Here is a 16276-nt window from a genome sequence, read left to right as displayed (position 1 = left end):
CGCCCCCGAAGGTGCCGGTGCGGGCAGGGCTGTTCATCGCGGCTCCAGGCGGGCGGGCGGCGGCAGGCACACCGGAGGCCGGTGTACGGGGGCGGTCTCGCGCTCCCTACCTTCTCCGACCCGGTGCTCGGGCAACGGGCTTGAAGGCACCTCCGAACGAGTGACTTGTCGCTCTATCGGGCCGGGTGCGCCTCGTCCCCGGGCCCGGCCCCGGCCGCGGCCGGTACTGCGACACGGCCGTCCCCGGGGGCGCGGGTGTCGTGCGCACCGGCCGGCCGGCCGAGCCAGCGCGCGGCCGCGGCGGCGGTGACCAGCGTGACGGCTCCGGCGACCACGGCGGTGAGCGTCATCGCGTCCGTGAAGGCCCGGCGCGCGGCGGCCAGCACACCGGCGCGCAGCGGGCCGGGCAGGCGCATCGCCTGTACGGGGACGGAGAGCATGCTGTGTCCGGCCGCCTCCGTCACGAGTGCGGGAGCGTGCAGATCGGTGAGGGAGGTGGTGAGCCGGGAGGTGAAGACGGCCGCGAGCAGGGAGCCCTGGACGGCCACCCCGAGGGCGGAGCCGACCTGGCGGGTGGCGTCGTTGATGGCCGAGCCGAGTCCGGCTCGTTCGGTGGCGACCGAGCCCATCACCGATTCGGTGGCCGCGGCCGCCACCAGCCCGGCGCCGGCGCCCGCGACCAGTTGGAACGCCGCACAGTGCGGGTAGCCGGAGCCGGGCGTGGTGGTCGCCAGGACGGCGAAGCCGGCCGTCACCAGCATCAGGCCACCGACGACGGGGACCCTGCCGCCCAGCCGTGCCCGTACCGGCACGGCGCACACCGCCCCGAGCGCGAGTCCGGCCGGCAGCGGCAGCGTCCGCACCCCGGCCTGCCAGGGGCTGAAGCCGAGCACTCCCTGGAGGTAGAGGGTCAGGACGAACAGCGCCCCGAACATGGCGAAGGACATCAGGGCGAGGGCCGCGGCGGCCACTCCGATGTCCGGCACCCGCAGCAGGTGCAACGGGAGCATGGGGGCGGGGGCGCGCAGTTGGCGGCCGACGAAGGCGGCCAGCAGCAGTGCGGCGACGGTGAATCCGGTGAGTGCGGCCGGGCTGGTCCAGCCGCGGTGCGGACTCTCGGTGATGGACCACACCAGGACCAGCAGCCCCGCGGCCGACAGTGCGGCACCGGGCACGTCGAAGCCGGCGGGCCGCCGTGCACGGGACTCGGGCACCAGCGCAAGCGCCAGGACGATGATGACGACGGCCGGCGGCAGATTGATCCAGAACGCGGCGCGCCAGGAGGAGTGTTCCACCAGCCAGCCGCCGATGACCGGACCGCACAGGCCGCCCATACCGCCGACCGCGGCCCATGCGGCGATCGCCCGGCTGCGCAGCCGGGCTTCGGGGAACAGCTGGTGGAGGACCGCCAGCGTCGCGGGCATCAGCAGGGCCGCCCCGGCACCCATGCAGCAGCGCGCGGCGATCACCTGCCACGGGTGGCCGGCCAGCGCGCCGCCGAGCGAGGCGCCCCCGCAGACCGCCACTCCGCACACGAAAGAACGCCGCCGGCCCCAGGCATCGGTGAAGGCCCCCACGGCCAGCACCGTTCCGCCCAGCACCAGGGCGTAGCCGTCCACGATCCACTGCACCTGCGCGGTGGAGGTGTCCAGGTCGCCCTGCAGGTCGGGGACGGCGACATTGAGGACCGTCAGGTCCAGGCCGAGCATGAACAGGCCGAGGCACACCACGGCGGCCGCTGCCAGGCGCCGCGCGGATCCGGCCGCTCTGCCGGCCGGTGCTGCGGCCGTCATGCCGTCGCCACGGGGTGGTTGACGACGGTGCCGAGCGCACCGGTGAGGTGGTCCACCAACGCCTTCGTCCCGGTCTGCGGGTAGGTGTGCCCGCCGGGGAAGAGCCGGGGGCGTGCGGGTGTGGTGACCAGGTCGTTCCAGGCCCGGAGGTCCTGCACGGGGGTGACCGGGTCCTGCTCGCCGCCGTAGAGGGCCAGCGGTACGTCGAGCGGCGGCCCGGGGCGGTGCCGGTAGTGCAGGAGCAGCAGGCAGTCGGCCAGCAGCGGGGTGCAGGCCGCGGCCATCAGCCGGGCGTCGGCGAGCAGTTGCTCGGGGATCGGGCCGACGAGTTCGCAAAGGCCCGCCAGGCCGGCCGTCAGGCGCGGCGGCAGCCCGGCGCTGTAGGCGTCGAGATGCGGCGCCGCCAGCGAGGACACCGCCAGCAGCGAGGGCAGGCGGCCGTGGGTGCGCCGCAGATGCCGGATCGCCTCGTAGGCCAGCAGTGCGCCCGCGCTGTGTCCGAAGACCGCGAACGGGCGGGGGTCGGCCCAGTCGTCCAGCACCGCGGCCAGGCGGGCGCTGAGGTACGCGGGGTCGGTGAGCGACGGTTCGGCGGAGCGGGCCCCCCGGCCGGGCAGCGCCACGGAACACGGCTCGATCCAGGACGGCAGCAACGGCACCCACCGCAGATAGCAGTCCGGGCCGGCCCCGGCGGGCGGCACACCGTACAGACGCAGCGCCGCCTGCGGCCGGGCGTCGAGCACCACGCGCTGCGGCACCGCCGATGCCGCGACCGGGACCGAGGCCGACTCCTCCGTGAAACCGACGCCCATGACATCCGCCCTTCGCCTCGCGCTCCGCTGGTCCGGGTTCCCGCCCGTGCCGCGCAAAGCGCCCCGAACGGGGCGGCGTTCCACCGTGGCGCCGGGGCCGGCCCGGCACCACGGCCGACCGGCCGGCGGACCCGGGAGCCGTCCGGCCGGGCACACGGCCGATGCCCACGCCGACCCTGCACTCCCCCGCCCCCGCACTCCACACACCACGCACGAGGCCGCTCCCCTCTGACACCAACGGCGGCAGCCACCGGTGCCGCCACGCGAGTCCGCCGCGCGCCGTGGCCCCGCACTGATCCGTGCCGCTCGGCGGCCGGCCGGGGTGCGCGCCCGCGCCATCGCAGAGACTGACCCCCCCTCCATTGCGATGCTACATCACGAGAGTTATAGTCTCTAACGGAAGCGAGAGAGCGGAACGAAACAGCGGGACGCGACTCCTCTCGCCTCCCAGCTCCTGGCTCCACGGTCATCAGCCCCTCATCCACCGGCCACCGGCCACCGGCCCGTAAAGAAGGAATCGCCATGTCTGCCGCAGAACACTCCCTCCATGCAGTGCTGGGCGCCGGGCCCGCCGGTACCGCGCTCGCCGGCAAACTCGTCCGCCGCGGTCACGCCGTACGCCTGGTCAGCCGCTCGGCGCCGGACAACGCTGCCGAGGGCATCGAGCGGTACGCCGCCGATGTGAGCACGCCCGAGGGGGCGCTGGCCGCGATCGAGGGCGCCGCCGTCGTGTACCACTGCGTGAACGTCGACTATCACCGCCAGACCGAGGTGATGCCGCAGGTCCAGCGCGCGGTGCTGGCCGCCGTCGAGGCCACCGGCGCCCGCCTGGTCGTCCTGGACACGCTGTACCCCTACGGCCCGACGCACGGCGAGGTGATGACGGAGGACACTCCGTGGCGCGCGACCAGCCGCAAGGGGCGGATGCGGGCCGAGCTGGACGAGCGCTATCTCGCCGCCCACCGGGCGGGCCGCGCCCGGGTCGTCCTCGGGCGGTCGGCGGACTTCGTCGGCCCCGGCGTACTCAACTCCACGCTCGGCGGAGCGGTCTTCCCCGGCGCGCTGACCGGAGGGGAAGTCCTCGGCATGGGCGATATCGACCTGCCGCACAGCTACACGGACATCCGCGATGTGGCGGCCGGCCTCGCCACCCTCGGCGAGCACCCGGAAGGCGACGGCAGGGTCTGGCACCTGCCCACCGCGCCTGCCGCCACCACCCGCGAGATCCACGCGATGATCGAGGAGCAGGTGGGCCGCCCGCTGCGGCGCGTGGTCCTTCCCGAGCCGCGCCCCTTCGGGCCGTTCGATGCGGCCTTCATGGACGAGTACGCGGAGATGTTCTACCAGCACACCGAGCCGCAGGTCATGGACTCCGCGGCCTTCACGCGGACCTTCGGCGTCCACCCGACACCCCTGGGTGCCACCCTCGACGCCACCGTCGACTGGTACCGCGCGCTGCTGGCCGGCGCCCGGAGCTGACCCGGCCGCGGCGTGCCGGAGGCCCGACGCGCGGTGCGTCGGGCCTCCGGGCTGCCACCAGCGGTCAGGAAGCGCTGGGCGGCGTCGCCGACCAGGCCGTCACGGACAGCTTCCCGCCGTCGACGGCCTTGTCGAACGCCACCACGCCGTGCGAGTTGCTGCCGGTCGGGGACACCTGCAGGTACTTGGCCTGCACGGACGGGCCGGCGTGCGTCCAGACCAGGTCGGCGAAGGCGCTCTTGCCCGGCTTCAGGGTGACCCCGTGCGCGCCCGGGTCCTTGGCGAAGTAGGTGTCACCGTGGTGCGCGGTGGTCTTCAGGGCCGTGTGACCGGCCCCTTCCAGCGCCAGCCCCGGGTAGCCGCCTATCGCGCACGCGCTCGTGCCGGTGTTGGTCACCTTGAGGTAGGTGCCCTCGTGATTCATTCCGGCCTGGCTGGAACCCGCGCTGGTGGTCGTGACCTTCAGCGTCCCCGGCCGGCACGCGCCGGCCGCGCCGGATCCTGCCGCACCGGCCGCGGAAGCCATACCGGCGCCCGCTCCCACAGCAAGGGCGACAGCGGCGGTGACGGTGGCGGCGGTACGCAGACCACGGATGATCATCAGTCATCAACTCCCTTTTCTCCGGCACCCGGAGAAACCTCGGTGTGTCACACCCGCCGTCCGGCCCGCACGGCCCTCACCGGCCCCCACGACGACTCGCACGGGAGATCCGGCCACCGGACCGGCCGGCGGGTGCTGGTTCGTTCGTGACCCACCCTCGGTGCCGCCACTGGTGAACGGCTAACGCCTGGCTAACACCCGGAAAACCGAAGGACAGCCCCGGAAGAGCGGAGGAATGCCCTGAGCGGGGGAGGAAGTTCATGAGGGGGAAGCGCGCGAAGCACGGCAGGACAGTCCGCAGACCCGCACATGCCACACAGCGGCGCCCGAAAACGATCCGGATGAAGGCCTTCCGATCAGACGTGCGATGCTGGAGCACCCCTGATCATGGCAAGAAGTGGGAGTGTACGGCACCGTGAGGGCAGCGATACGGCGGGCTGGGACGAGCACCTGGGACCGCTTCGCGGCGTCCGACCCAGGGCTGCTGCGGCTGAAGGCGGGACTGCGGACGGTCGGGGCGATCGTGCTCACCCTCGTCGTCCTCGCCCTGCTCGGCACCGGAGTCACCCTGATGGTCGCGGGTGCCATGGCGGCCATGGTCGCCACCTTCGCGATCAGGGAGAAGGAGGTGCGCGGCCAGGCGATCACGCTGGCGCTGGGCCTGCCCGTCGCGCTGGCCGCCATGTCGCTGGCGGCGCTGCTGCACACCCAGGTCATCGCCGGTGATGTGTTCTTCGTCCTCCTGATCTTCGGCGCCGTCTACTCCCGGCGTTTCGGCGACCGTGGCACCGCGCTGGGCCTGATCGGCTTTCAGGTCTACTTCGTCTCGCTGTTCGTGCACGCCACCGTCCCCGCCCTCCCCGAGCTGTATCTGACCCTGGCCATTGCCCTCGCGTGCAGCGCGGTCGTGCGGTTCGCCGTGGTCCCGGAGACACCGCAGCGCACCCTGGGCCGGCTGCGCGAGGCCTTCCGGGCGCGTTTCGCCCAGCTGCTGGCCACCCAGCTGGAGCTGCTGGACGCCGGCCCCGAGGAACTGGACAAGGTCCTCGACGACCTGCGGCGGCACACCGCCCGGCTGCACGAAGCGGCCTTGATGATCCAGGGCCTCCTGGAGGAGGGCACACAGAGCGCCGCCGCGGCGGGACTGGTGCAACGCCGCGTCGCGGACGCCGAGATCGCCGCCGAACGGCTGGGCATGCTGATACTCAACGCCCGCAGCGCCGAGCGGGCGGACACCCTCACCATGCATCTGCCGCACGCCCCCGTGCCGGCCACGGCGACCCCTGCCCCGGCCGAGGACGCGGCGACCGTCACCCTGCGCCGGGACCTGAACTCCCTGCTCCTGCTGGTCGCCCGGCGCGCGTCCGACGACCGCGGCACCGCGCTCGCCCATGTACGCAACCGGCTGCTCGGCTACCGCGACGAGGACAACCTGCCGCGCGCCTCGCCCGTCGTCCAGGACGTCTTCCGCGGGGTCGGTGAGAGCGCGCGGGCCGTGCTGGGTCTGCGGCTGGCGCTGGACGGGCCGCAGGACGAGTCGGACGACACCCCGGCCACCACGCGCTCACGTGAAGAGTTCGACGCCGAGGACCTGGCGATCGTCGCGGCCGAGGAAGCCGAAGAGGCGGAGGAGGACCGCACCGGGCTCCAGCGTCCGACCACGCGTGCCGCGTGCCAGGTCGCGGTGGGCTCCACGCTGGCCATCATCGGCGGTGAGTTCCTGTCCAGCCAGCGCTGGTACTGGGCGGTGCTGACCTGCTGGGTCGTCTTCCTCAATACCGCGTCCACGGGCGAGATCCTGGTCAAGGGCTACCGCCGGCTGGTGGGCACGGTCCTCGGCGTGGTCGCCGGTGTCGCGCTTGCCGGGCTGGTCGGCGACCACACCTGGCCCGCGTTCGCCCTCGTGCTGCTCTGCATCTTCGGGATGTACTTCACCGCACCGCTGTCGTACGCGCTGATGTCCTTCTTCGTCACCGCGATGCTCGGGCTGCTCTACACCCTGCTCAACACCTACAGCCTGAGCGTGCTGGTGCTGCGCATCGAGGAGACGGCGCTGGGCGCGGCGTGCGGGATCATCGCCGCCGTACTGGTGCTGCCGGTCCACACCGACCGCCGCACGGACGAACAGCTGGGCACGGTGCTGGTCCGGCTGCGGGATGTCGTCTCCGCCGCGGTGGAACAGCTCAGCGGCGGGCCGGCCGTCGACCTGCTGGGCAAGGCCCGCGATCTGGACACGGCGCTGGACGACCTCCGTGCCTCCACCCAGCCGCTGACCCATCCGATCACCCCGCTGCGCGTGCGGCGGCGGACCGCCCGGTATCTGGTCGCGCTGCTGGAGACCGCCGCCTACCACGCCCGTTCCCTGGCGGCGACGGCGGAACTCGTGCCGTACAGCAAGACCATCGCGGCCGACCCGCGCCTGGAGCGGGCCGGCCGCCGCATCGGGCAGAACATCGACCTCATCGTCGCCCGCGTAGTGGAGGAGAGCACCGAGGGCGAGGTGGAGTCCGGCGTCAGCATCGCGGCGATGCTGGATGCCGCCGGTTCCGAGGCACTGCGTTCGGGCACGGTCACCTTCCGCGTGCTGCGCCACCTCCAGCGCCTCGACGAGGGCGTGGTGGGCATCGCCCGCCCGCTCGGCGTACCGGTGGCGAGCCCCAAAGGCGGCGGCAAGGCCGGCTCAGGGCCCCAGGCCAGTGGCGCAGCCGATGCCGCAGCGGCTCGTGGGTGACGCGGATCGCCGGGCCCTCGCGTGCTCGCACCGGTGGGCCCGAGCTGCAGCGCAGCCCCAGCCGCTCAGCTCGGTCCCCCGCTGATCACCGCGTCGACCTCCACTTCGACGAGCCAATCGGGATCGATGAACCGGGAGACCTCCACGAAGGTGCAGGCCGGCCGGACGGAGGAAAAGCGCTCGCCGTGGGCCCGTGCCGCATCCTTCCACCGCGACACGTCGGTCAGCATGATGCGGGTCCGCACCACGTCCTCGCTCGACGCCCCGGCCTCTTGCAAGGCCCGCTCGGCGATGTCCAGCGTCTCTTCCCCTCTTCCCGGGAAGCCCATGCCGCGGGTTCCGGCGGATGCCGGTGTTGCGCGGCCGAGGACTTTCAGTCGCCGCTGCCGGCGTCCGAGCGGCACGCGGGGTGGCCCCAGCCGTCCGGGTTCTTGGAGATGGGCTCGCCTGCCGCGTAGGAGCGGCCGCAGCGGCAGCGGCCGGGGAACTTGGCGTTGAGGGTCCGCGTCGTGTTGCCCGTTCGCCGCTTGGACGAGGACGTCGTCTTCGCCGCCGCGGCGGAGGCGCCCCGGCGCGCGCCGGCGGGCCGGGCGGGCGGGGAGGACGGCGGTGGCTGCGGGGAGCCGAGCTCGCTGCCGGCGGTCTCCTGGACGACCGCGGCCTGGCTGGCGGCCCGGTCGGCGAAGTCGTTGAGCGGATCGCCGTCCACTTGGTGCGCCGGTACGTACCGGAACTCCACGGAGCGGTCGGCGAGCAGCCCGTCGATGCGCATCACGAGTTCCTGGTTGGCGACGGGCTTGCCCGCGGCGGTCTTCCAGCCCTTGCGCTTCCAGCCGGGCAGCCAGGTGGTGACGGCCTTCATGGCGTACTGGGAGTCCATCCGGACCTCCAGGGGAACGCCCGGTTCGATGGCCGCCAGCAGGCGTTCCAGGGCCGTGAGTTCGGCGACGTTGTTCGTCGCGGTGCCCAGCGGCCCGGCCTCCCACCGCACGACGGCTCCCGCACCGTCGGCGATGACCCAGGCCCAGCCCGCGGGCCCGGGGTTTCCTTTCGACGCGCCGTCACAGGCGGCGATCACGCGTTCAGCCATGGGCGCGATCATGCCAGCCGGTGCCCCGCCGGGCGAAGTCGCCTCTGCCGCCGCCCGGTGCCGGTCAGTTGCCGGCCGTCTTCTCCGGGCGCAGTTCACTGGGCCGTACGATCACGAAACCCTCCCCGTCGAGACGGAGTTGGACGGCCTCGCCGGAGCCGCCGCGGAGCATCGAGCCGAGGCTCTGCGAGCGGTGGAGCGTGGTCTGCAGGCTGCTGCTCCAGCCGACCACGGCGTCGGTGTCGACGAAGACCGGGGACTGCGGGGACACGGGTATGACCAGGGGATTGCCCTCGCACATCACCGCCAGTTTGCCCTGCCCGCTGAAGACGGAGTTGAAGAGCCCGCCACCGACCAGGCCGGCGCCCTTGACGACCTTGATCTCGTAGGAGAGGGACGGGTCGAAGCACAGCACGTTGCGGCCGTTGACGGTGAGGCCGTCGCCGGGGGCGAGGTCGATGACGAAGCAGTTGGCGGCCTCGTGCGCGAACCACACCTCGCCGCGGCCCCGTACGGCCATCAGCGCCAGCCCCTCGCCGGTGACCGCCCGCTTGAGGAACTTGCCGACACCCTGCCCCTGCTTCTCGAATTGCAGATCACCGCGGTAGGCGACCATCGAGCCCTGCCGCGCATAACACTCGCCGTCCAGGGCGTACTTGATGGACTTGGCGTTCTGCTGGATCATGCCGGGCGCGGTGGCGGGCGTGGCCATGTTCTCGGCGGAGAAGAGATCGCTGTTCATGGCCTGCATGCTAAGCCGGGTACGGACGGCGCACCCCGGAAGGTCCGGCGGCCGCGCACGAGCGGTGCGGCCCGCCCGGTGCGGGCGCCGGAACAACGGCTGAAATCGGATCACGCGACCGTTGGCTTGTAAACAATCGGACACAAGAACACTCAAAATAGGTAAACCACAGCAGTCGGGCGCACCGTGCTCTAGCGTCACGTCCGACACGGAGGCGGTTGTATGGCCGGGGGGCTCCAGCCGCGCCGGAATGAGGGGACGACCAAGTGGGGGGCCATGGGGTTGTTCGAAGCTGCCGGGTCTCGGGTGATGGAATCACCTGCCGGAACAGCCAAGATGGATCGCGCGCCGCAGCGTAGCGAGTCGGGCAGGCACAAACCGATGGAACGCTGGCTGGTGCGGCTGGCGTGGGCCGTGGACGCCTTGGGCGCCCTGGTGCCGGTCGGCATGCTCTGTGCCGTGACACGGCAGCCGCAGCCGTGGCTCACGGCGGTGCTGGCCGGCCTGTCGTGGCTGGCCGTCGGCACAGCGAAGAATCGTTACACCAGACAGGAGCTGAGCAGCGGCAACACGGTACTGCCGGTCGTGCGGGACTGGCTGACCATGCTGGGCGTGCTCGCGGTCATCTGTGTCGCGGTGCGGATCGAGGTCGACCTCGGGGTCTGTGTGCTCGCCCTGCTGCCCTGCCTGGGACTGGGCATGCTCCGGCGCCGGCTCGTCCACCGGTATCTGCTGGCCATGCGCCGTCGTGCGCAGGCGCTGCGCCGCGTCCTGGTGGTCGGGGAGGCGGGCGCCGTCGATGTGGTGCTCGCGGAGCTGGCACACCGTACCGACCACGAGTATGTCGTCGTCGGCAGCTGTCTCGTGGGAGAGGAAGCCACCGACTCGGCGCTGCCCGTCCCCGCCCGGCTCGCCTGCGACGGGGAGGCACCCGAGGGGGCGCCGGACGGGGAGACCGTCCTCAGGTGCGCCGCGCAGCTCGACGCCGATCTCGTCTTCGTGGCGCCGGGGCGTCAGCTCTCCGCGGCGCGGGTGCGCCGACTGGCCTGGGCGCTGCACGACGGGGGTCGGAATCTGGCCATACTTCCGGGCCTCATCGATGTGTCACAGCACCGGGTCCGGCTCGCCAAGGCGGCGGGCCTGACGGTGATGCACATCGACCCGGCGGGCCAACGGGGTCTTCCGGTGATACTGAAGCAGGTCACCGACCGTTTGGGTGCCCTGCTGCTGCTCGTGCTGCTCTCCCCCGTCTTCGCCGCCGTGGCCGCGGCCATAAGGCTCACCACGGCAGGACCGGTGTTCTACTGGCAGATCCGGATCGGCCGGGATCTGATGCCGTTCCGGATGTGGAAGTTCCGCACGATGGTGGTCGCCGCCGACCGGATGCGGGGCGCGCTGGAGCGGGCGAACGAGCACGACGGGGCGATGTTCAAGATCCGGCGGGACCCCCGGGTGACCCGGGTGGGCCGTCTGCTGCGGCGCTTCTCGCTGGACGAACTGCCCCAGCTGTTCAACGTCCTGGCCGGCCATATGTCCCTGGTCGGGCCGCGGCCGCCGCTTCCCGAGGAGGTCGAGCGGTACGACGGGACCGAGATCCGCCGGTTATCCGTCAAGCCGGGGCTCACCGGTCTGTGGCAGGTCAGCGGGCGGTCCGACCTCTCCTGGGACGAGACCGTCGCGCTCGATCTGAGCTATGTGGACAACTGGTCCTACGGCAGGGACATCGGTGTGCTGGTCCGGACCGTGCGCGCCGTGGTGGACGGGCGCGGTGCCTACTAGCCACACACAGCTCCGGTGTGCGGCCGGCGCCTCGCCGTGGGGCGGGCGCCGGACGTACACCGGGGGACGGGCCCGCTCACACCCGGGCCGTCTCCTCCTGCCACGCCCGGTAGGTCCGTGCGATGCCCTCGGCCAGCGGGATGGTGGGCGACCAGCCCAGCGCACGCATCCTGCTGATGTCGAGCAGCTTGCGCGGGGTGCCGTCGGGGCGGGACGGGTCGAAGGCGATCCGTCCCTCGTACCCGACCGCGGAGGCGACGCAGGAGGCGAGGTCGGCGATGGTCAGGTCCTCGCCGCAGCCGACGTTGACGGTGTCGTCGCCGTCATAGCGGCGCAGCAGCACCTCGCAGGCCGCGGCCAGGTCGTCGACGTGCAGGAACTCGCGCAGGGGGGTGCCGGTGCCCCAGAGCGTGAGCTCCGCCAGCCCCTTCTCCTTCGCCTCGTGGAAGCGGCGGATGAGCGCGGGCAGGACGTGCGAGGTCTCCAGGTCGAAGTTGTCGCCGGGGCCGTAGAGGTTCGTCGGCATGGCGGAGATGAAGGAGGCTCCGTACTGCCGGCGGTAGGAGCGGATCTGGACCAGTCCGGCGATCTTGGCTATCGCGTACGCCTCATTGGTGGGCTCCAACGGCCCGCTCAGCAGGGCGTCTTCGGTGATGGGCTGCGCGGCGTGCTTGGGGTAAATGCAGCTCGACCCGAGGAACAGCAGCCGGCGGACCCCGGCCTGGTGCGCACCGGAGATGACACTGAGCTGGATGCTCAGGTTGTCCTCCAGGAACTGCACGGGGTAGGTGCTGTTGGCCATGATTCCGCCGACTTTGGCGGCCGCCAGGACGACGGCATCGGGCCGGGCCGCGCGCAGGAACTCCGCGGTGGCACCGGCGTCACGCAGGTCGAGTTCCGCGTGCGTACGGGTCACCACGTCATAGCCCTGGGCGGTCAGCCGCCGGGCGACGGCGGATCCCACCAGGCCTCGGTGGCCCGCGACGAAGACGCGGGCGGGTGTGGGCAGCAAGTCATCCATGGGGCGGATTGTGTCAGTCATCCCGATACGTCCACCGGCTATTTCAGGAAATATCTTCCGCACTCCGCTCTCGACCACCGGTCACGGAGCGGGTAGCGTCCACGACCCGCGGTCCGCCGGCGCGTGGGAATTTGACCGACCGATCCCGATGTACATCACTTCTCGTGGGGGGAAGCCATGCCGAAAACCGCGGTTATCACCGGTATTACCGGACAGGACGGTTCTTATCTCGCCGAATTGCTGCTCGGTAAGGGCTATGAGGTGCACGGGCTGATGAGGCGCTCGTCGAGCTTCAACACCGAGCGCATCGACCACATCTACCAGGACCCGCACACCCCGGACCGCAGACTGGTGCTGCACCACTGCGACCTCTCGGACGGGGTCGCCCTGGTGAACCTGCTGCGTGATGTGCAGCCCGACGAGGTCTACAACCTCGGGGCCCAGTCCCATGTCCGGGTGTCCTTCGACGCTCCGCTGTACACCGGCGATGTGACCGGGCTGGGCGCCGTACGGCTGCTGGAGGCCATCCGTGCCAGCGGGGTGCGGACCCGGCTCTACCAGGCCTCGTCCTCGGAGATGTTCGGCTCCACCCCGCCGCCGCAGAACGAGGCGACGCCCTTCCACCCGCGCAGCCCGTACGGCTGCGCCAAGGTGATGGCCTACTGGTCCACGGTCAACTACCGTGAGGCGTACGGCCTGTTCGGCGTGAACGGCATTCTCTTCAATCACGAGAGCCCGCGGCGGGGCGAAACCTTCGTCACCCGCAAGATAACCCGCGCGGTGGCCCGCATCCAGGCAGGACTGCAGGAACACCTCTACCTGGGCAACCTCGACGCCGTCCGCGACTGGGGCTACGCCCCGGAGTACGTGGAGGCCATGTGGCTGATGCTGCAGCGGGACGAACCCGACGACTATGTGGTGGCGACCGGTGTGGCCGCGACCGTGCGCGACTTCCTGCAGGCCGCCTTCGCCACCGTGGAGCTGGACTGGGAGCGCTATGTGCGCTTCGACCCGAAGTACGAGCGTCCCTCCGAGGTGGATGCGCTCATCGGCGACGCGTCCAAGGCCAAGAGCCTGCTGGACTGGTCGGCGAAGGTGCAGTTCGACGAACTCGCCCGGATCATGGTCGAGTCGGACGTACGGCAGCTGGCGGACGAGCTCTCCGGCCACCGGGTGCGGGTGGACCGATGACCTCTGCTTCCACCTCTACCAGCACCTCCGCCGCTACCTCGGCCTCCGCCGCCACCGGCCGCCGGCTGCGCGGTTTCACCGGCGCCTGTTACGACAAGGGCCGGGGGCTGCTGACCCAGGCCGCCTGGTTCGCCGTACTGAACCTGGTGTTCATGAAGTGGTGGTGTCCGCCGCGGCTGCGGCCCCCGCTGCTGCGGGCGTTCGGCGCCCGCGTCGGCGAACGGGTGCTGATCCGGCACCGGGTGCGGGTGCAGTGGCCGTGGAAACTGACGGTCGGCGACGACGTCTGGCTCGGTGAGGACTCCTGGCTGATCAACCTGGAGCCGATCAGCATTGCCAGTGATGTCTGTGTCTCCCAGGGCGCCGTGCTGTGCACCGGAAGCCACCAACGGCGCTCGCCCACCTTCGAGTTCGACAATGCGCCGATCCACCTGGCGGAGGGGTCCTGGGTGGCCGCCCGCGCCATGGTGCTGCGCGGTGTCACCGTCGGGGCGGGTGCGGTGGTCGGCGCCGGCGCGGTGGCCCACCGCGATGTGCCGCCGGGGGCCGTGCACACCACCGGGGGTGCGGTATGAGGGTCACCCATGTCGTGACCCTGGTCAGCGATGACGGGGCCTACGGCGGTCCGGTGAGCGTGGCCACCGGGCAGCTGGGCGAACTGGCCTCCCGTGGCCACGTGGTGGAGCTGGTCTCGCTGTGGCGGGGGCGGGGCGCGCCCCCGCGGTCCGTGGACGGCGTCCCGCTCCGGGCCCGGCCGGCGCGCACCCTGGTGCCGGGGCAGGGGTTCCTCGGCCTGTTCCACCCGGGGCTGCTGCCGTTGCTCTGGCGCAGTGCCGGACGGGCGGAGGCGCTGCATCTGCACGCCGGGCGCGATCTGGTCTCGCTGGCCGCGCTCGCGGTGGCCGTGGTGCGCCGCCGCCCCTTCGTGGTGCAGACACACGGCATGGTCCAGCCGCGCCGCTCGGCGGTGGCCCGGCTCTTCGACCGGGCGTATGTCCCGCTGCTGCGCCGGGCGGCGGCGGCACTGGTGCTCACCGACGAGGAGGAGGCCGGGCTGCGGCAGGTGCTGGGGCCGCGTGGCCCGCGCCTGGTCCGGCTCCCCAACGGAGTCCGTACCCGGCCCGGCGACGCGGACCGGAGCGCGGCCGATGTGCTGTTCCTCGCCCGCCTGCAGAGCCGCAAACGGCCCGAGGCCTTCGTCCGGATGGCGGCGCTGGTGCACCGCAAGCGGCCCGAGGTGTCCTTCACTCTGCACGGTTCGGACGAGGGGCGGCTCGCGGAGGTCCGGCGGCTGATCGCCGAGGAAGGGCTCGGCGAGGTGGTGACGTACGGCGGGGCCCTCGATCACGACGCCGCCGTGCGGCGGACCGCGCGGGCCACCGTGTACGTCCTGCCCAGCGTCGACGAACCGTTCCCGATGAGCGTGCTGGAGTCCCTGGCGGTGGGCACGCCGGTGGTCTGCACCGACAGCTGCGGTATCGCCCCGGCTCTTCAGCGGCGCGAGGCCGCTGTGGTGACCGACGGTTCGCCGGAAGCGCTGGCCGATGCGGTGCTGCAACTCCTGGAGGACCACCCGCTGCGGGAGCGCGTCGTCCGGGCGGGCCGGCAGGCCGTCGAGGAGGAGTTCTCGCTGGCGGCCGTGGCCGACCGGCTGGCGGAGCTGTACGGCTCGCTCGCCCGGCCCGGCACCGGGTGATCCGGGGCGGCGGGGACGGACACCGCCCCCGCCGCCCGCGGCTACCGCCCGGCCTTCGCGGTCTGCAGCAGCGCCATGACCCGCTCCAGACCGGCCCGGCTGCTCAGCCGCTGCTCGACGTACTGCGGGCCCCGGGCTCCCAGCCGGGCCGCCCGCGCGGGGTCGTCGGCGAGCGCCCGGACCTCCGCCAGCAGCGCCTTCGGGTCCTCCGGTGCGATCACCGACCCGGCGCCGGCGCGCAGCACCTCCTGGGCGGTCCCCCCTTCGGCGGCCACCGAGGCGATCACCGGCCGGCCCGTCATGAAGTACGAGGTGAGCTTGGACGGCAGGCTCATGTCCAGCACGGAGGCCTTCTGGGTCACCGCGAGCACATCGGCGGCGGCAAGCACCTCGGGGAACTCCGCGGCGTCGGCGGGCGGCAGGAAGGACAGCGAGGAGACGCCCGCGGCGAGCCGTTGCAGGTGTGCGCGCTGGTTGCCGTCGCCCATCAGCACGATCCGTACCGGCGCGGCCTCCTGATCGGCGAGCCGGGCGGCCTCGACCAGTACCTCCAGTCCCTGCTTGAGGCCCATGTTGCCGGCGTGCAGCACCACGGTCTCCTTCTCGGACCAGCCCAGCCGTGCCCGGGTCCGTTCCCGGTCGCCGCTCGGGCCTTCCACATGCGTCCAGTTGGGCACCACCTGCACCCGGGCGCGCGGCACACCCATCGCCGTGACCCGGTCCACGAACGATTCGTGCACCACCCCGACGACGGCCGCCCCCCGCAGGACCCTCGCCTCCACCGCTCCGGCGAGGACGGCGGCCCGGCCACCGCCCTGGATACCGCTCTGTTCGGCGGCGGCGCCCATCAGGTCCTGGACCACGACGACATGCGGCACCCCCGCCTGGCGCGCGAGGCGCGCGCCCAGCACTCCGCCGGCCAGACTGGGCATCTGGGTGAGCACCACGTCCGGGCGGATACGCGGTGGTCCCACGACGCCGTGCACCAGGATGCTGGCCTCGAACAGCGCGCGGCGCAGGGCGGTCTGACGCGGCGGCACGGTGTGGCGCCGCCGGTGCACCGTGACCCCGCCGCGGCGCTCGCGTACCCTCCACCGGCCGCGGTACCCCTCCGCCACCCGCCAGGCCGGGTAGTGCGGCATGCCCGCGAGGACATGAGTGTCGGCGCCGGATGCGGCCAAGTGCTCGGCTATCTGTGTCGAGTACGGCCCTATGCCGGTGTGTTCGGGCGCGTAGTTGGTCGAGACCACCAGCACGCACCGGCCCGCGAACGAGTCTTCCAAGACTGGCCCCCCTCAGGATGTGCGGTCATCGTAGGAGCCCGCCGGGGCCCGCGGGCTG

14 protein-coding genes are annotated in these 16276 nt (G+C 72.3%); 6 read left to right on the top strand and 8 right to left on the bottom strand.

The window, feature by feature from the left end; all coding sequences use genetic code 11:
- Positions 1-173 precede the first annotated feature (173 nt).
- Positions 174-1793 carry an MFS transporter gene (locus ABZ851_RS13615; RefSeq protein ID WP_361125797.1) on the bottom strand — a complete coding sequence of 540 codons (1620 nt, stop codon included), beginning with the start codon at positions 1791-1793 and terminating at the stop codon, positions 174-176.
- Complete coding sequence (locus tag ABZ851_RS13610; protein WP_361125794.1) at positions 1790-2605, bottom strand: alpha/beta fold hydrolase; 816 nt, start codon at positions 2603-2605, stop codon at positions 1790-1792. Before ABZ851_RS13610 ends, ABZ851_RS13615 begins: the two co-directional genes overlap by 4 nt.
- A gap of 522 nt (positions 2606-3127) precedes the next feature.
- On the opposite strand from ABZ851_RS13610, the gene ABZ851_RS13605 reads away from it, so the two are divergent.
- Positions 3128-4084: an NAD-dependent epimerase/dehydratase family protein gene (locus ABZ851_RS13605; RefSeq protein ID WP_361125791.1), complete on the top strand. Its 957-nt coding sequence runs from the start codon at positions 3128-3130 to the stop codon at positions 4082-4084.
- Between the two features lie 64 nt (positions 4085-4148).
- Here the strand turns inward: ABZ851_RS13605 and ABZ851_RS13600 are convergent, their stop codons facing one another.
- Entirely contained in the window at positions 4149-4685 is a 537-nt protein-coding gene (locus ABZ851_RS13600) for a DUF4232 domain-containing protein (protein ID WP_361125788.1), read from the bottom strand.
- Between the two features lie 415 nt (positions 4686-5100).
- On the opposite strand from ABZ851_RS13600, the gene ABZ851_RS13595 reads away from it, so the two are divergent.
- A complete protein-coding gene (locus ABZ851_RS13595; RefSeq protein ID WP_361125785.1) occupies positions 5101-7416 on the top strand; it encodes an FUSC family protein in 2316 nt (771 codons plus the stop codon).
- Between the two features lie 65 nt (positions 7417-7481).
- On the opposite strand, the gene ABZ851_RS13590 is transcribed toward ABZ851_RS13595, so the two are convergent.
- The 3 genes from ABZ851_RS13590 to ABZ851_RS13580 are packed head-to-tail and all read right to left on the bottom strand — an operon-like array spanning position 7482 to position 9248.
- On the bottom strand, positions 7482-7745 hold the full coding sequence (locus tag ABZ851_RS13590) for a Rid family hydrolase (protein WP_361125782.1): 264 nt from the start codon (positions 7743-7745) through the stop codon (positions 7482-7484).
- A gap of 44 nt (positions 7746-7789) precedes the next feature.
- Positions 7790-8518, bottom strand: coding sequence for a ribonuclease H (locus tag ABZ851_RS13585; RefSeq protein WP_361125779.1), 729 nt, complete (start codon positions 8516-8518; stop codon positions 7790-7792).
- A gap of 52 nt (positions 8519-8570) precedes the next feature.
- The gene (locus tag ABZ851_RS13580) at positions 8571-9248 is read right to left on the bottom strand and encodes an AIM24 family protein (RefSeq protein ID WP_361125776.1); all 678 of its coding nucleotides are present in this window, start codon (positions 9246-9248) and stop codon (positions 8571-8573) included.
- Between the two features lie 381 nt (positions 9249-9629).
- Here ABZ851_RS13580 and ABZ851_RS13575 point away from each other — a divergent pair, with 381 nt between their 5' ends.
- Complete coding sequence (locus ABZ851_RS13575) at positions 9630-11027, top strand: sugar transferase (RefSeq protein WP_361125773.1); 1398 nt, start codon at positions 9630-9632, stop codon at positions 11025-11027.
- A gap of 76 nt (positions 11028-11103) precedes the next feature.
- On the opposite strand, the gene ABZ851_RS13570 is transcribed toward ABZ851_RS13575, so the two are convergent.
- Positions 11104-12048, bottom strand: a complete 945-nt coding sequence (locus ABZ851_RS13570) for a GDP-L-fucose synthase (protein WP_361125770.1) — start codon at positions 12046-12048, stop codon at positions 11104-11106.
- 177 nt (positions 12049-12225) lie between these two features.
- Between ABZ851_RS13570 and gmd the strand changes: the two genes are divergently transcribed.
- The 3 genes from gmd to ABZ851_RS13555 are packed head-to-tail and all read left to right on the top strand — an operon-like array spanning position 12226 to position 14935.
- Complete coding sequence (gene gmd / locus ABZ851_RS13565) at positions 12226-13239, top strand: GDP-mannose 4,6-dehydratase (RefSeq protein WP_311622017.1); 1014 nt, start codon at positions 12226-12228, stop codon at positions 13237-13239.
- Positions 13236-13814: a putative colanic acid biosynthesis acetyltransferase gene (locus ABZ851_RS13560; protein ID WP_361125767.1), complete on the top strand. Its 579-nt coding sequence runs from the start codon at positions 13236-13238 to the stop codon at positions 13812-13814. The genes gmd and ABZ851_RS13560 overlap by 4 nt, the downstream gene beginning before the upstream one ends.
- Positions 13811-14935 (top strand): glycosyltransferase, encoded by a 1125-nt coding sequence (locus ABZ851_RS13555; protein WP_361125764.1) that lies wholly within the window; start codon positions 13811-13813, stop codon positions 14933-14935. Before ABZ851_RS13560 ends, ABZ851_RS13555 begins: the two co-directional genes overlap by 4 nt.
- 41 nt (positions 14936-14976) lie before the next feature.
- On the opposite strand, the gene ABZ851_RS13550 is transcribed toward ABZ851_RS13555, so the two are convergent.
- The gene (locus ABZ851_RS13550; protein ID WP_361126246.1) at positions 14977-16185 is read right to left on the bottom strand and encodes a glycosyltransferase; all 1209 of its coding nucleotides are present in this window, start codon (positions 16183-16185) and stop codon (positions 14977-14979) included.
- Positions 16186-16276: the final 91 nt, after the last annotated feature.

The organism is Streptomyces sp. NPDC047049, from assembly GCF_040643995.1.
Classification (GTDB): Bacteria; Actinomycetota; Actinomycetes; order Streptomycetales; family Streptomycetaceae; genus Streptomyces; species Streptomyces mooreae.
Note: the sequence above shows the minus strand (reverse complement) of the source record. Positions and strands in the feature narration are given on the sequence as shown.

Excerpts from the sequence above, each read along its gene's own strand:
- ABZ851_RS13615 (WP_361125797.1), bottom strand. The coding sequence starts at position 1,793 with ATGACGGCCGCAGCACCGGCCGGCAGAGCGGCCGGATCCGCGCGGCGC.
- ABZ851_RS13610 (WP_361125794.1), bottom strand. The coding sequence starts at position 2,605 with ATGGGCGTCGGTTTCACGGAGGAGTCGGCCTCGGTCCCGGTCGCGGCA.
- ABZ851_RS13605 (WP_361125791.1), top strand. The coding sequence starts at position 3,128 with ATGTCTGCCGCAGAACACTCCCTCCATGCAGTGCTGGGCGCCGGGCCC.
- ABZ851_RS13600 (WP_361125788.1), bottom strand. The coding sequence starts at position 4,685 with ATGATCATCCGTGGTCTGCGTACCGCCGCCACCGTCACCGCCGCTGTC.
- ABZ851_RS13590 (WP_361125782.1), bottom strand. The coding sequence starts at position 7,745 with ATGGGCTTCCCGGGAAGAGGGGAAGAGACGCTGGACATCGCCGAGCGG.
- ABZ851_RS13585 (WP_361125779.1), bottom strand. The coding sequence starts at position 8,518 with ATGATCGCGCCCATGGCTGAACGCGTGATCGCCGCCTGTGACGGCGCG.
- ABZ851_RS13580 (WP_361125776.1), bottom strand. The coding sequence starts at position 9,248 with ATGAACAGCGATCTCTTCTCCGCCGAGAACATGGCCACGCCCGCCACC.
- ABZ851_RS13575 (WP_361125773.1), top strand. The coding sequence starts at position 9,630 with ATGGAACGCTGGCTGGTGCGGCTGGCGTGGGCCGTGGACGCCTTGGGC.
- ABZ851_RS13570 (WP_361125770.1), bottom strand. The coding sequence starts at position 12,048 with ATGGATGACTTGCTGCCCACACCCGCCCGCGTCTTCGTCGCGGGCCAC.
- gmd (WP_311622017.1), top strand. The coding sequence starts at position 12,226 with ATGCCGAAAACCGCGGTTATCACCGGTATTACCGGACAGGACGGTTCT.
- ABZ851_RS13560 (WP_361125767.1), top strand. The coding sequence starts at position 13,236 with ATGACCTCTGCTTCCACCTCTACCAGCACCTCCGCCGCTACCTCGGCC.
- ABZ851_RS13555 (WP_361125764.1), top strand. The coding sequence starts at position 13,811 with ATGAGGGTCACCCATGTCGTGACCCTGGTCAGCGATGACGGGGCCTAC.